The organism is Pandoraea captiosa (genome assembly GCF_902459775.1).
GTDB lineage: Bacteria > Pseudomonadota > Gammaproteobacteria > Burkholderiales > Burkholderiaceae > Pandoraea > Pandoraea captiosa.
In genome coordinates, this window is record NZ_CABPSQ010000010.1 from 42,057 (window position 1) to 55,286 (window position 13,230).

The 13,230-nt window shown below is 58.9% G+C and carries 22 protein-coding genes; all 22 read left to right on the forward strand.

The genetic code is table 11. The features are described from left to right. Nucleotides 1–191 precede the first annotated feature (191 nt). The 22 genes from rpsL (at nucleotide 192) to rplR (ending at nucleotide 13,226) form a co-directional block, all read left to right on the forward strand. Nucleotides 192–566 carry a 30S ribosomal protein S12 gene (gene rpsL, locus PCA31118_RS20775; protein WP_010804142.1) on the forward strand — a complete coding sequence of 125 codons (375 nt, stop codon included), beginning with the start codon at nucleotides 192–194 and terminating at the stop codon, nucleotides 564–566. A 126-nt stretch (nucleotides 567–692) separates the two neighbouring features. Further along, nucleotides 693–1,163 carry a 30S ribosomal protein S7 gene (rpsG, locus tag PCA31118_RS20780; RefSeq protein WP_023593821.1) on the forward strand — a complete coding sequence of 157 codons (471 nt, stop codon included), beginning with the start codon at nucleotides 693–695 and terminating at the stop codon, nucleotides 1,161–1,163. A 117-nt stretch (nucleotides 1,164–1,280) separates the two neighbouring features. After that, on the forward strand, nucleotides 1,281–3,383 hold the full coding sequence (fusA, locus tag PCA31118_RS20785) for an elongation factor G (protein ID WP_044457330.1): 2,103 nt from the start codon (nucleotides 1,281–1,283) through the stop codon (nucleotides 3,381–3,383). A gap of 82 nt (nucleotides 3,384–3,465) precedes the next feature. Then, entirely contained in the window at nucleotides 3,466–4,674 is a 1,209-nt protein-coding gene (gene tuf, locus PCA31118_RS20790; protein ID WP_150626954.1) for an elongation factor Tu, read from the forward strand. A 113-nt stretch (nucleotides 4,675–4,787) separates the two neighbouring features. After that, a complete protein-coding gene (gene rpsJ, locus PCA31118_RS20795; RefSeq protein ID WP_010804138.1) occupies nucleotides 4,788–5,099 on the forward strand; it encodes a 30S ribosomal protein S10 in 312 nt (103 codons plus the stop codon). Nucleotides 5,100–5,305: 206 nt separating this feature from the next. Continuing rightward, on the forward strand, nucleotides 5,306–5,962 hold the full coding sequence (gene rplC / locus PCA31118_RS20800; RefSeq protein ID WP_150626955.1) for a 50S ribosomal protein L3: 657 nt from the start codon (nucleotides 5,306–5,308) through the stop codon (nucleotides 5,960–5,962). Nucleotides 5,963–5,964: 2 nt separating this feature from the next. Further along, on the forward strand, nucleotides 5,965–6,585 hold the full coding sequence (rplD, locus tag PCA31118_RS20805) for a 50S ribosomal protein L4 (protein WP_010804136.1): 621 nt from the start codon (nucleotides 5,965–5,967) through the stop codon (nucleotides 6,583–6,585). Beyond that, on the forward strand, nucleotides 6,582–6,896 hold the full coding sequence (gene rplW, locus PCA31118_RS20810) for a 50S ribosomal protein L23 (RefSeq protein WP_010804135.1): 315 nt from the start codon (nucleotides 6,582–6,584) through the stop codon (nucleotides 6,894–6,896). Before rplD ends, rplW begins: the two co-directional genes overlap by 4 nt. 2 nt (nucleotides 6,897–6,898) lie before the next feature. After that, nucleotides 6,899–7,726, forward strand: a complete 828-nt coding sequence (gene rplB / locus PCA31118_RS20815) for a 50S ribosomal protein L2 (RefSeq protein ID WP_044457326.1) — start codon at nucleotides 6,899–6,901, stop codon at nucleotides 7,724–7,726. 13 nt (nucleotides 7,727–7,739) lie between these two features. Further along, a complete protein-coding gene (rpsS, locus tag PCA31118_RS20820; RefSeq protein WP_010804133.1) occupies nucleotides 7,740–8,015 on the forward strand; it encodes a 30S ribosomal protein S19 in 276 nt (91 codons plus the stop codon). Between the two features lie 10 nt (nucleotides 8,016–8,025). Then, on the forward strand, nucleotides 8,026–8,355 hold the full coding sequence (gene rplV / locus PCA31118_RS20825; protein ID WP_023593826.1) for a 50S ribosomal protein L22: 330 nt from the start codon (nucleotides 8,026–8,028) through the stop codon (nucleotides 8,353–8,355). Nucleotides 8,356–8,364: 9 nt separating this feature from the next. Then, nucleotides 8,365–9,168 carry a 30S ribosomal protein S3 gene (gene rpsC / locus PCA31118_RS20830; RefSeq protein ID WP_039393724.1) on the forward strand — a complete coding sequence of 268 codons (804 nt, stop codon included), beginning with the start codon at nucleotides 8,365–8,367 and terminating at the stop codon, nucleotides 9,166–9,168. A gap of 2 nt (nucleotides 9,169–9,170) precedes the next feature. Continuing rightward, on the forward strand, nucleotides 9,171–9,587 hold the full coding sequence (gene rplP / locus PCA31118_RS20835) for a 50S ribosomal protein L16 (protein ID WP_010804130.1): 417 nt from the start codon (nucleotides 9,171–9,173) through the stop codon (nucleotides 9,585–9,587). 14 nt (nucleotides 9,588–9,601) lie between these two features. Next, nucleotides 9,602–9,796 (forward strand): 50S ribosomal protein L29, encoded by a 195-nt coding sequence (rpmC, locus tag PCA31118_RS20840; RefSeq protein WP_010804129.1) that lies wholly within the window; start codon nucleotides 9,602–9,604, stop codon nucleotides 9,794–9,796. After that, nucleotides 9,793–10,065 carry a 30S ribosomal protein S17 gene (gene rpsQ, locus PCA31118_RS20845; protein WP_039393722.1) on the forward strand — a complete coding sequence of 91 codons (273 nt, stop codon included), beginning with the start codon at nucleotides 9,793–9,795 and terminating at the stop codon, nucleotides 10,063–10,065. Before rpmC ends, rpsQ begins: the two co-directional genes overlap by 4 nt. 265 nt (nucleotides 10,066–10,330) lie before the next feature. Then, complete coding sequence (rplN, locus tag PCA31118_RS20850; RefSeq protein WP_010804127.1) at nucleotides 10,331–10,699, forward strand: 50S ribosomal protein L14; 369 nt, start codon at nucleotides 10,331–10,333, stop codon at nucleotides 10,697–10,699. An 11-nt stretch (nucleotides 10,700–10,710) separates the two neighbouring features. Then, nucleotides 10,711–11,019, forward strand: a complete 309-nt coding sequence (rplX, locus tag PCA31118_RS20855) for a 50S ribosomal protein L24 (protein WP_023593828.1) — start codon at nucleotides 10,711–10,713, stop codon at nucleotides 11,017–11,019. 19 nt (nucleotides 11,020–11,038) lie between these two features. Next, nucleotides 11,039–11,578 carry a 50S ribosomal protein L5 gene (gene rplE, locus PCA31118_RS20860; protein WP_023593829.1) on the forward strand — a complete coding sequence of 180 codons (540 nt, stop codon included), beginning with the start codon at nucleotides 11,039–11,041 and terminating at the stop codon, nucleotides 11,576–11,578. 7 nt (nucleotides 11,579–11,585) lie between these two features. Continuing rightward, entirely contained in the window at nucleotides 11,586–11,891 is a 306-nt protein-coding gene (gene rpsN, locus PCA31118_RS20865; protein ID WP_039393717.1) for a 30S ribosomal protein S14, read from the forward strand. Nucleotides 11,892–11,904: 13 nt separating this feature from the next. Then, entirely contained in the window at nucleotides 11,905–12,300 is a 396-nt protein-coding gene (gene rpsH / locus PCA31118_RS20870) for a 30S ribosomal protein S8 (protein WP_010804123.1), read from the forward strand. A 15-nt stretch (nucleotides 12,301–12,315) separates the two neighbouring features. Then, nucleotides 12,316–12,849, forward strand: coding sequence for a 50S ribosomal protein L6 (rplF, locus tag PCA31118_RS20875; protein WP_023593831.1), 534 nt, complete (start codon nucleotides 12,316–12,318; stop codon nucleotides 12,847–12,849). An 11-nt stretch (nucleotides 12,850–12,860) separates the two neighbouring features. Next, on the forward strand, nucleotides 12,861–13,226 hold the full coding sequence (gene rplR / locus PCA31118_RS20880; protein WP_010804121.1) for a 50S ribosomal protein L18: 366 nt from the start codon (nucleotides 12,861–12,863) through the stop codon (nucleotides 13,224–13,226). Nucleotides 13,227–13,230: the final 4 nt, after the last annotated feature.

The window sequence follows — 13,230 nt, forward strand, 5'->3', positions numbered from 1 at the left end:
GACACTTGCGCGGGGCACAGGTATAGTCGCAGGCTCCGGTTTTTCCGGCGGCATGGCCGTGCCTAATGCAAAGTGCTTATGCATCAAGCGTTTAGGTGCGGATGATCCGCAGGGGTAGCCGGGAGTATGCAGTAAGGTCGCATGACGGCCCGCCTTGGCCTTCATGCTTTTGACACGTTTAGGAAATCACAATGCCAACGATTAACCAATTGGTCCGCAAGCCGCGCACCTCTGCTCAAATCAAGAGCAAGAGCCCGGCACTGCAGGACTGCCCGCAGCGTCGCGGCGTGTGCACTCGCGTGTACACCACGACGCCGAAGAAGCCGAACTCCGCTCTGCGTAAGGTTGCCAAGGTGCGCCTGACGAACGGTTTCGAAGTCATCTCGTACATCGGTGGTGAAGGCCACAACCTGCAGGAACACTCGGTCGTGCTGATTCGCGGCGGTCGTGTGAAGGACTTGCCGGGTGTGCGTTACCACATGGTGCGCGGTAGCCTCGACACGCAAGGCGTCAAGGACCGTAAGCAGGCCCGTTCGAAGTACGGCGCGAAGCGTCCGAAGGCCTAAGCGGCTTAGCGGATATACGTTCGGTGATGGTGGTGCATCGTCACTGAGTAAGTGGTCACTCGGCCAGCGAATGGCTAGTAGGTGGCCTGGAGCCTGGCTCCAACTGAATCAATTAAGGAAGAAATCATGCCGCGTCGTCGCGAAGTCCCCAAGCGCGAAGTGTTGCCCGATCCGAAGTTCGGCAACGTTGAAGTCGCTAAATTCATGAACGTGCTCATGCTTGCCGGCAAGAAGTCGGTGGCAGAGCGCATCGTTTATGGTGCTTTCGAGCAGATCCAAACCAAGGCGGGCAAGGATCCGCTGGAAGTCTTCAACACCGCTCTCGGCAACGTGAAGCCGGTGGTTGAAGTCAAGAGCCGCCGTGTTGGCGGTGCAAACTATCAGGTTCCGGTCGAAGTGCGTCCGTCGCGTCGTATGGCATTGGCGATGCGTTGGTTGCGTGAGGCCGCGAAAAAGCGTAGCGAGAAGTCGATGGCCCTGCGCCTGGCAGGTGAGCTGATCGAGGCCTCGGAAGGCCGTGGCGGCGCCATGAAGAAGCGTGACGAAGTTCACCGCATGGCCGAAGCCAACAAGGCATTCTCGCACTTCCGCTTCTGACGCTGGCAAGCAGTACCTAGAGCAGAAACCGGGGCGGGTGCGCATGAGAAATTGCGCCTCGCCCGTTTGTGTTAGTAGCCCCCTCAAAAATGGCGGCTACATTGAAAGAGGCTTAAAGTGGCTCGTACAACCCCTATCGAGCGCTACCGCAACATCGGTATTAGCGCTCACATCGACGCAGGTAAGACCACGACGACCGAGCGCATTTTGTTCTACACCGGTGTGAACCACAAAATCGGTGAAGTGCACGATGGCGCGGCGACGATGGACTGGATGGAGCAGGAACAAGAGCGTGGCATTACGATTACGTCGGCTGCCACGACCTGCTTCTGGTCCGGCATGGCCAACAACTATCAAAAGCACCGCATCAACATCATCGACACCCCGGGGCACGTCGACTTCACGATTGAAGTCGAGCGCTCGATGCGTGTTCTCGATGGCGCGTGCATGGTGTATTGCGCCGTGGGTGGCGTGCAGCCCCAGTCGGAAACCGTTTGGCGTCAGGCCAACAAGTACGGCGTGCCGCGTCTGGCGTTCGTCAACAAGATGGACCGTACCGGCGCGAACTTCTTCAAGGTCTATGACCAGCTGAAGAACCGTCTGAAGGCAAACCCGGTGCCGGTGGTGGTGCCGATCGGCGCGGAAGAAAACTTCAAGGGCGTGGTCGACCTCATCAAGATGAAGGCGATCATTTGGGACGAAGCGTCCCAGGGCATGAAGTTCGACTACACCGACATTCCGGCCGAGTTGCAAGCCGAAGCCAAGAAGTGGCGTGAAGGCATGGTCGAAGCGGCTGCCGAGTCGAGCGAAGAGATGATGAACAAGTACCTGGAAGAGGGCGACCTCTCCGAGGCTGACATCATTGAAGGCCTGCGCCTGCGTACCATCGCCTGCGAAATTCAGCCGATGCTGTGCGGTACCGCGTTCAAGAACAAGGGTGTGCAGCGTATGCTGGACGCCGTGATCGACTTCCTGCCGTCGCCGGTCGATATTCCGCCGGTCAAGGGTACGGACGACAAGGAACAGCCGGCCGAGCGTAAGGCTTCGGACGACGAGAAGTTCTCGTCGCTGGCGTTCAAGATCATGACGGACCCGTTCGTTGGTCAGCTGATCTTCTTCCGCGTGTACTCGGGTGTTGTGAACAAGGGCGACACGCTGCTCAATTCGGTCAAGGGCAAGAAGGAACGCCTGGGCCGTATCGTGCAGATGCACGCGAACCAGCGTGAAGAAATCGACGAAGTGCGCGCTGGCGACATCGCCGCTGCCGTCGGCCTGAAGGATGCAACGACCGGTGACACGCTGTGCGACCCGTCGGCCCCGATCGTGCTCGAGCGCATGGTGTTCCCGGAGCCGGTGATTTCGCAGGCTGTCGAGCCGAAGACCAAGGTCGACCAGGAAAAGATGGGCCTCGCCCTGAACCGCCTGGCGCAGGAAGATCCGTCGTTCCGCGTGCAAACCGATGAAGAATCGGGTCAGACCATCATTTCGGGTATGGGCGAGCTCCACCTCGAAATTCTGGTGGACCGCATGAAGCGCGAATTCGGCGTGGAAGCCAACATCGGCGCTCCGCAGGTTGCCTACCGCGAAACCATTCGCAAGTCGGCAGCCGATGTGGAAGGCAAGTTCGTCAAGCAGTCGGGCGGTCGCGGCCAGTTCGGTCACGCTGTCATTACGCTTGAGCCGAGCGAGCAGGGCGCGGGTTACAAGTTCATCGACGAGATCAAGGGTGGTGTGATTCCGCGTGAATACATCCCGGCCGTTGACAAGGGTATCCAGGACACCCTGAAGAGCGGTGTTCTCGCCGGCTTCCCGGTGGTCGACGTCACGGTTCACCTGACGTTCGGTTCGTACCACGATGTGGACTCGAACGAAAACGCGTTCCGCATGGCCGGTTCGATGGCTTTCAAGGAAGCCATGCGCCGCGCCAGCCCGGTCATTCTCGAGCCGATGATGGCTGTGGAAGTGGAAACGCCGGAAGACTACATGGGTAACGTGATGGGCGACTTGTCGAGCCGTCGCGGCATTATCCAGGGCATGGACGACATGGTCGGCGGCGGCAAGATCGTGCGCGCCGAAGTTCCGCTGTCGGAAATGTTTGGTTATTCGACCGCGCTGCGTTCGGCCACGCAAGGCCGCGCCACGTACACGATGGAGTTCAAGCACTACGCTGAAGCTCCGAAGAACGTGAGCGAAGCCATCATCAGCGCCAAGAGCAAGTAATTGAATTGAGGGGTGTCTGCATCATGCGATGCAGCGCCCGTCACACTGTTTAATCGTCTATTCAGTATCTGAGGATTCGGAAATGGCAAAGGAAAAATTCGAGCGGACCAAGCCGCACGTGAACGTCGGTACCATCGGTCACGTTGACCACGGCAAGACCACCCTGACGGCTGCTATCGCAACGGTTCTGTCGGCCAAGTTCGGCGGCGAAGCCAAGAAGTACGACGAAATCGACGCAGCGCCGGAAGAAAAGGCACGCGGCATTACCATCAACACGGCACACATCGAGTACGAAACGGCTACGCGCCACTACGCACACGTTGACTGCCCGGGCCACGCCGACTACGTCAAGAACATGATTACCGGTGCTGCCCAGATGGACGGCGCTATCCTGGTTTGCTCGGCTGCTGACGGCCCGATGCCGCAAACGCGTGAGCACATCCTGCTGGCCCGTCAGGTTGGCGTTCCGTACATCATCGTGTTCCTGAACAAGTGCGACATGGTCGACGACGCCGAGCTGCTCGAGCTGGTCGAAATGGAAGTTCGCGAACTCCTCTCGAAGTACGAGTTCCCGGGCGACGACACCCCGATCATCAAGGGTTCGGCCAAGCTGGCGCTGGAAGGCGACAAGGGCGAACTGGGCGAAGTGGCCATCATGAACCTGGCCGACGCGCTGGATTCGTACATCCCGACGCCGGAGCGCGCTGTCGACAAGCCGTTCCTGATGCCGGTGGAAGACGTGTTCTCGATCTCGGGCCGCGGTACGGTGGTGACGGGTCGCGTTGAGTCGGGCGTCGTCAAGGTCGGCGAAGAAATCGAAATCGTCGGTATCAAGATGGACGGCGACAAGCCGCACATCGACAAGACGACCTGCACGGGCGTTGAAATGTTCCGCAAGCTGCTCGACCAAGGTCAGGCAGGCGACAACGTCGGTATTCTGCTGCGCGGCACGAAGCGTGAAGACGTTCAGCGTGGTCAGGTTCTGGCCAAGCCGGGCTCGATCAAGCCGCACATGGAATTCACGGCCGAAGTGTACGTGCTGTCGAAGGATGAAGGTGGTCGTCACACCCCGTTCTTCAACAACTACCGTCCGCAGTTCTACTTCCGTACGACGGACGTGACGGGCTCGATCAGCCTGCCGGCCGACAAGGAAATGGTCATGCCGGGCGACAACGTTTCGATCTCCGTCAAGCTGATCGCTCCGATCGCCATGACCGAAGGTCTGCGCTTCGCCATCCGCGAAGGTGGCCGTACGGTGGGTTCGGGCGTCGTTGCCAAGATCGTCGCCTAATACGGATCGATGGATGGCGAAGGGTTTCGGCCCTTCGTCATCGTCATTCTGTTCGCTCTTTGTGATTTACCCGGCGCCCGAACGAGGGTTGCCACGCTCTTTGGAGAATTTCCATGCAGAACCAAAAGATTCGTATCCGCCTGAAGGCTTTCGACTACCGCCTGATCGACCAGTCGGCCGCCGAAATCGTTGAAACCGCCAAGCGCACCGGCGCGATCGTCAAGGGCCCGGTGCCCCTGCCGACGCGCATCGAGCGTTTCGACATCCTGCGCTCGCCGCACGTCAACAAGACGTCGCGCGACCAGCTCGAAATCCGCACGCACCAGCGCCTGATGGACATCGTCGATCCGACGGACAAGACGGTTGACGCGCTGATGAAGCTGGACCTGCCGGCTGGCGTCGACGTCGAAATCAAGCTGCAGTAAGGCTTGCGAGCGGTTTCGCTCTCGAAAGCCCCGCCAATGCTGGACCCGGCGGGGCTTTTGTTATGTGATTTAGCAACACTTGTCAAGCGATAAAAGTCCGCCTATAATGGCGGGCTCAAGTGTAGTTTTGAAAAGATGGCCCACGTCCGTGGACCATCCTTTTGTCATTTAGCCCCGGCCAATCGCAGTCGGGAATGGAGAAAATCATGAGCCTTGGCCTTGTCGGTCGCAAGGTTGGCATGATGCGTATTTTCACGGACGACGGCGATTCGATTCCCGTCACCGTGCTCGACGTGTCTAACAACCGTGTGACGCAAATCAAGACGGATGAAACGGACGGCTATACCGCCGTTCAAGTCACTTTCGGCAATCGTCGCGCCACGCGCGTGACCAAAGCCGCCGCCGGTCACTACGCGAAAGCGGGTGTCGAAGCCGGTGAAATCCTCAAGGAATTCCGCATCGATGCTGCCAAAGCTGCTGAACTGCAGCCGGGCGCAGTGGTCGGTGTCGACCTGTTCCAGGTGGGCCAGAAGGTCGACGTGCAAGGCGTGTCGATCGGTAAGGGCTACGCCGGTACCATCAAGCGTTACAACTTCGCTTCGGGTCGCGCATCGCACGGTAACTCGCGTTCGCACAACGTTCCGGGTTCGATCGGTATGGCGCAGGATCCGGGTCGTGTGTTCCCGGGTAAGCGCATGACGGGTCACCTGGGTGACGTCACGACGACGGTGCAGAATCTCGAAATCGCGCGCATTGACGCTGAACGTGGCCTGATCTTCGTGAAGGGTGCCGTTCCCGGCGCCAACGAAGGCAAGGTTTTCGTGACCTCGGCCGTCAAAGCCAAACTCGCGAAGGGAGCGTAACAATGGAACTGAAGCTCCTGAATGAGCAAGGTCAGGAAGGCGCTGCTGTCAACGCGTCGGACGTCGTGTTCGGCCGTGACTACAACGAAGCGCTGATCCATCAGGTTGTGGTGGCTTATCAAGCCAACGCCCGCAGCGGCAACCGTGCGCAGAAGGACCGTGAACAGGTCAAGCACACGACGAAGAAGCCGTGGCGTCAGAAGGGTACGGGCCGTGCTCGTGCCGGTATGTCGTCGAGCCCGCTGTGGCGCGGCGGTGGCCGTATCTTCCCGAATTCGCCGGAAGAGAACTTCACCCACAAGGTCAACAAGAAGATGTACCGCGCCGGTGTGTGCTCGATTCTGTCGCAGCTCGCCCGTGAAGGTCGTCTGTCGGTCGTCGAAGACATCAAGCTTGATGCCCCGAAGACCAAACTGCTCGCTGAAAAGATCAAGGCCATGGGCCTTGAGTCGGTGCTGCTGATCACGGATAGCGTGGACGAGAACCTGTTCCTGGCCTCGCGCAATCTGGCTCACGTTGCCGTCACCGAGCCGCGTTTCGCCGACCCGCTGTCGCTCATCTACTTCAAGAAGGTGCTGCTGACGAAGGGCGCGATCGCCAAGATTGAGGAGATGCTGTCATGAGCGACGTGCGTAAAAACGACCATCGTCTGTACCAGGTCTTGCTCGCGCCGGTGATCTCCGAGAAGGCGACGCTGGTGGCTGACAAGAATGAACAAGTGGTGTTCCAAGTTGCACGCGACGCGAACAAGCAAGAAGTGAAGGCTGCTGTTGAGCTTCTCTTCAAGGTTGAAGTCGAGTCGGTGCAAATCCTGAACCGTAAGGGCAAGCAAAAGCGCTTTGGCCGCTTCATGGGTCGTCGCGACCACGAGAAGAAGGCTTACGTGAGCTTGAAGCCGGGTCAGGAAATCAATTTTGAAGCGGAGGCCAAGTAATCATGGCACTCGTCAAAACGAAACCGACGTCGCCGGGCCGCCGTTCGCTGGTCAAGGTCGTCAACAAGGATCTGCATAAGGGCAAGCCGTTCGCCCCGCTGCTCGATACCAAGAGCAAGACCGCTGGCCGTAACAACAACGGTCACATCACCACCCGTCATATGGGTGGCGGTCACAAGCAGCACTACCGTATCGTCGACTTCCGTCGTAACAAGGACGGCATCACGGCGAAGGTTGAGCGTCTTGAGTATGACCCGAACCGCAGCGCGAACATCGCACTGCTGTGCTACGCCGACGGCGAGCGTCGTTACATCCTTGCACCGAAGGGCATGACCGTCGGCCAGCAAGTGGTGAGCGGCTCGGAAGCGCCGATCAAGGCTGGCAACACGCTGCCGATCCGTAACATTCCGGTCGGTACGACGATTCACGGCATCGAACTGCTGCCGGGCAAGGGCGCGCAAATCGCCCGTGCTGCTGGTACGTCCGCCATGCTGCTGGCTCGTGAAGGCACGTACGCTCAAGTGCGTCTGCGTTCGGGTGAAGTCCGTCGCGTGCACATCGAGTGCCGCGCCACCATCGGTGAAGTCGGTAACGAAGAGCACAGCCTGCGCCAACTGGGCAAGGCCGGTGCAAAGCGTTGGCGCGGTATTCGCCCGACCGTTCGCGGTGTGGCGATGAACCCGGTGGATCACCCGCACGGTGGTGGTGAAGGTCGTACGGCTGCTGGTCGTCATCCGGTCAGCCCGTGGGGTCAGCATACCAAGGGTAAGCGTACCCGCTCGACCAAGCGCACCGACAGCATGATCGTTCAGCGTCGCAAGAAGCGTTAATTGGAGCTAGCAAATGACTCGTTCTGTTAAAAAAGGTCCGTTTTGCGACGCTCATCTGCTGAAGAAGGTGGAAGCAGCAGCCGCATCGCGTGACAAGAAGCCGATCAAGACCTGGTCGCGCCGTTCGACCGTCCTGCCCGATTTCATCGGTCTGACGATCGCTGTGCACAATGGCCGTCAACACGTGCCGGTGTACGTGACGGAAAACATGGTCGGCCACAAGCTGGGTGAGTTCGCTCTCACCCGTACCTTCAAGGGCCATGCGGCCGACAAGAAGGCGAAGAAATAAGGGGCCGATCATGGAAGTGAAAGCAATTCATCGCGGTGCCCGTATCTCGGCGCAGAAGACGCGTCTGGTCGCTGACCAGATTCGCGGCCTGCCGCTGGAGCGTGCGCTCAATGTTCTGACCTTCTCGCCGAAGAAGGCCGCGGTCATCATCAAGAAGGTGCTCGAGTCGGCAATCGCCAACGCCGAGCACAATGAAGGTGCTGACATCGACGAGCTGCGCGTTAAGGGCATCTACGTTGACAAGGCGACCTCGCTCAAGCGTTTCACCGCGCGCGCCAAGGGCCGTGGTAACCGCATCGAGAAGCAAACCTGTCACATCACTGTGACGCTGGGCAACTAAGGGGTCACGATGGGACAGAAAATTCATCCGACTGGCTTCCGTCTGGCTGTCAGCCGTAACTGGGCTTCGCGTTGGTACGCGAACAACCAGGATTTCGCGAAAATGCTGCAGGAAGATATCGGCGTTCGCGATTACCTGAAGAAGAAGCTGAAGAACGCTTCGGTTGGCCGCGTGGTCATCGAGCGTCCGGCCAAGAATGCACGTATCACGATTTTCAGCTCGCGTCCGGGCGTTGTGATCGGCAAGAAGGGCGAGGACATCGAAATCCTCAAGGCTGAGCTGCAAAAGCGCATGGGCGTGCCCGTGCACGTGAACATCGAAGAAATCCGCAAGCCGGAAACCGATGCGCAGCTGATCGCCGACTCGATCGCTCAGCAGCTCGAGCGCCGTATCATGTTCCGTCGCGCAATGAAGCGCGCGATGCAGAACGCGATGCGTCTGGGTGCCCAGGGCATCAAGATCATGAGCGCTGGCCGTCTGAACGGCATCGAAATCGCTCGTACCGAGTGGTACCGTGAAGGTCGTGTGCCCCTGCACACGCTGCGCGCTGACATCGACTACGCAACCTCGGAAGCGAAGACGACGTACGGCATCATCGGTATCAAGGTGTGGGTGTACAAGGGTGACACGCTGGGCCGCAACGACGCTCCGGTGGCTGAAGAGCCGGCCGAAGAAAAGCGTCCGCGCCGCAACGCGCGTCCGGGCGACCGTCGCCCCCGTCGTGACGACGCTGGCGACAAGGCCGGTGCGAAGCGCGGTGGTGCACGCCGTCCGGCTGGCAAGCCTGAAGGCGACGCCAAGACTGGAGAATAATCATGCTGCAACCGAAACGCAGAAAGTATCGCAAAGAGCAGAAGGGCCGTAACACTGGCGTCGCCACCCGTGGCAACGAAGTGTCGTTCGGCGAATTCGGCCTGAAGGCGGTCGGTCGTGGTCGTCTGACGGCTCGTCAAATCGAAGCTGCTCGTCGTGCTATGACCCGCCACATCAAGCGTGGTGGCCGTATCTGGATCCGTATCTTCCCGGACAAGCCGATCTCGCAAAAGCCGGCAGAAGTGCGTATGGGTAACGGTAAGGGTAACCCGGAGTACTACGTCGCCGAGATTCAGCCGGGCAAGATGCTGTACGAAATGGACGGTGTGGATGAAGCGCTGGCGCGCGAGGCGTTCCGCCTGGCCGCAGCCAAGCTGCCGATTCAGACGACGTTCTTCGTACGTCGCCTTGGCGCCTGAAGGGAGAATTTGAAATGAAAGCATCCGAACTTCGTGCCAAGGATGTCGACGGCCTGAACAAGGAACTGTCGGATCTGTTGAAGGCCCAATTCGGTCTTCGCATGCAAGCGGGCACCCAACAGCTGAGCAACACCAGCCAGTTGAAGAAGGTGCGCAAGGACATCGCGCGTGTGCGTACCGTGTTGACTGAGAAGGCGAGCCAGAAATGAACGATACCGCTAAGACTTCGCTGAAGCGCACCCTCGTTGGTCGCGTTGTCAGCGATAAGATGGACAAGACGGTTACCGTGCTGATCGAGCGTCAAATGAAGCACCCGCTCTACGGCAAGTACATCGTGCGCTCGAAGAAGTATCACGCGCACGACGAAACCAACCAGTACAAGGAAGGCGACCTGGTCGAGATTCAAGAATCCCGTCCGCTGTCGAAGACCAAGGCCTGGACGGTTGCCCGTCTCGTGGAAGCTGCCCGTATCATCTAAGGCAGTCTGAAGCGAAGGCTTGACTTGCAAGTCCGGAATTATCATTGTATAATTCCGGACTTTCCGCTTCTTTCGCCAAAACCGGTCTTTGGTTTCGCAAGGAAGTGGATGGCTTCCGAGGCCGATCCGTATCCTCTACGGGTCTGGATGAGGTAGCAAGGTTGTCCACTTTTGAACGACTCAACCCAAACGGCACCCTTTGGTGCTGACGGGGACCAAGACTGACCGACGCTTATGTGTCGGATTAAGTTGGGAAGATAACACCATGATTCAAACTGAAACCCGGCTCGAAGTAGCCGACAACACCGGTGCGCGCGAAGTGATGTGCATCAAGGTGCTGGGCGGCTCCAAGCGTCGCTACGCCGGCATTGGCGACATCATCAAGGTCAGCGTCAAGGATGCTGCCCCGCGTGGTCGCGTCAAGAAGGGCGAAATCTACAACGCAGTGGTCGTGCGCACCGCCAAGGGCGTGCGTCGCCAGGACGGCTCGCTGGTCAAATTCGACGGCAATGCCGCCGTGCTGCTTAACACCAAGCTCGAGCCGATCGGCACCCGTATCTTCGGACCGGTTACGCGTGAACTGCGTACCGAACGCTTCATGAAGATCGTGTCGCTGGCCCCGGAAGTGCTGTAAGGAGCCGACACATGAACAAGATTCGCAAGGGTGACCAAGTCATCGTTCTGACGGGTAAGGACAAGGCCAAGCGTGGCACGGTTCTGGCCGTTGATGGTGACAAGCTGGTCGTCGAGGGCGTGAACGTTGCCAAGAAGCACGTCAAGCCGAACCCGATGAAGGGCACGCAAGGTGGCGTGGTCGACAAGACGATGCCGATCCACGTTTCGAACGTGGCGCTGGTGGATGCCAATGGCAAGCCGTCGCGCGTGGGCATCAAGGTCGAAGACGGCAAGAAGGTCCGCTTCCTCAAGACGACCGGTGCGGTCGTCGGTGCCTAAGTCGCAGGGAGTATAGATAATGGCCCGTTTGCAAGAATTCTATAAGGACAAGATTGTCGCCGAGCTCACGAAGCAGTTCGGTTACAAGTCCGTCATGGAAGTGCCGCGCATCACCAAGATCACCCTGAACATGGGCCTTGGTCAAGCCGTCGCTGACAAGAAGATCATTGAGCACGCCGTTGGCGACCTGACGAAGATCGCCGGCCAGAAGCCGGTGGTGACGAAGGCTCGCAAGGCTATCGCCGGTTTCAAGATCCGCGAAGGTTACCCGATCGGTACGATGGTGACGCTGCGCGGCGAGCGTATGTTCGAATTCCTGGATCGTTTCATCACCGTGGCTCTGCCGCGCGTGCGTGACTTCCGTGGTATTTCGGGTCGTGCGTTCGACGGTCGTGGCAACTACAACATCGGTGTGAAGGAACAGATCATCTTCCCCGAAATCGAGTACGACAAAATCGACGCACTGCGTGGTCTGAACATCAGCATCACCACGACTGCGAAGACTGACGAAGAAGCCAAGGCTCTTCTGTCGGCGTTCAAATTCCCGTTCCGTAACTGAGGTAATCGTGGCTAAACTGGCACTTATCGAACGCGAAAAGAAGCGCGCCCGTCTGGCGGCGAAGTACGCTGGCAAGCGTGCTGACCTCAAAGCGATCATCGAAGACACCAGCAAGTCGGAAGACGAGCGTTATGAAGCACGTCTGGCGCTGCAACAGCTGCCGCGTAACGCCAACCCGACGCGTCAACGCAATCGTTGCGAGCTGACCGGTCGCCCGCGCGGCACGTTCCGCAAATTCGGCCTGGCCCGTAACAAGATCCGTGAAATCGCCTTCCGTGGCGAAATCCCGGGCGTGACCAAAGCAAGCTGGTAATAGGAGAAGCACCATGAGCATGAGCGATCCTATCGCCGATATGCTGACTCGCATCCGCAACGCTCAGATGGTTGAGAAGGCATCGGTGAAGATGCCCTCGTCCAAGCTGAAGGTCTCGATCGCCAAGGTCCTGAAGGACGAAGGCTACATCGAAGACTTCGCGGTTGAAGCAGAAGAAACCAAGCCGGTGCTGAACATCGCACTGAAGTACTACGCTGGCCGTCCGGTGATCGAGCGCCTCGAGCGCGTTTCGCGCCCGGGTCTGCGTGTGTACAAGAGCCGCAACGACATCCCGCAGGTCATGAATGGCCTGGGCGTTGCAATCGTCTCGACCCCGAAGGGCGTGATGACGGATCGCAAGGCACGCGCCACTGGCGTGGGCGGCGAAGTCATCTGCTACGTGGCCTAACCGAGGAGAGTTGAAATGTCTCGAGTAGGTAAGAGTCCCATTGCGCTGCCGAAGGGCGTTGAAGCAACGCTGGCTGGCAATGTGCTGACGGTCAAGGGTGCCCTGGGTTCGCTGACCCGCGGCGTGAACGCCCTCGTGAACGTCAAGATCGAAGACGGCACCATCACCTTCGCCCCGGCAGACGAAAGCCGTGAAGCGAACGCGCTGTATGGTACGGAACGTGCACTGGTCAACAACATGGTGACCGGTGTGAGCAAGGGTTTCGAAAAGAAGCTGCAACTCGTTGGCGTGGGTTACCGTGCCAAGGCTGAAGGTAACAACCTGAAGCTCGAGCTGGGTTTCTCGCACGATGTCGTGCATGCCATGCCGGAAGGCGTGAAGGCAGAGACCCCGACGCAGACGGAGATCATCATCAAGGGCGTTGACAAGCAACGCATCGGACAAGTGGCTGCGGAAGTTCGCGGTTACCGTCCGCCCGAGCCCTACAAGGGTAAGGGCGTCCGCTATGCGGACGAGGTGGTGATCCTCAAGGAAACCAAGAAGAAGTAAGGGTGCGAAACATGGACAAGAAACAATCTCGTGTGCGCCGCGCTCGCCAGACTCGTATCAAGCTGGCAGCTCAAAAGGTGCATCGCCTTTCCGTGCATCGCACCAACGTGCACATTTACGCGCAAGTTTTCTCGGAAGACGGCACGCAAGTGCTGGCCAGCGCTTCGACGCTGGAAGCCGAAGTGCGCAAGGAACTGGGCGACAAGGAAGGCAAGGGTGGCAACGCTGCCGCTGCTGCATTGATCGGTCGTCGTATCGCCGAAAAGGCGAAGGCTGCCGGCATCGAAAGCGTGGCTTTCGACCGCTCGGGCTTCCGCTATCACGGTCGCGTCAAGGCTCTGGCCGACGCTGCCCGTGAAGCCGGCCTCAAGTTCTAAGTAA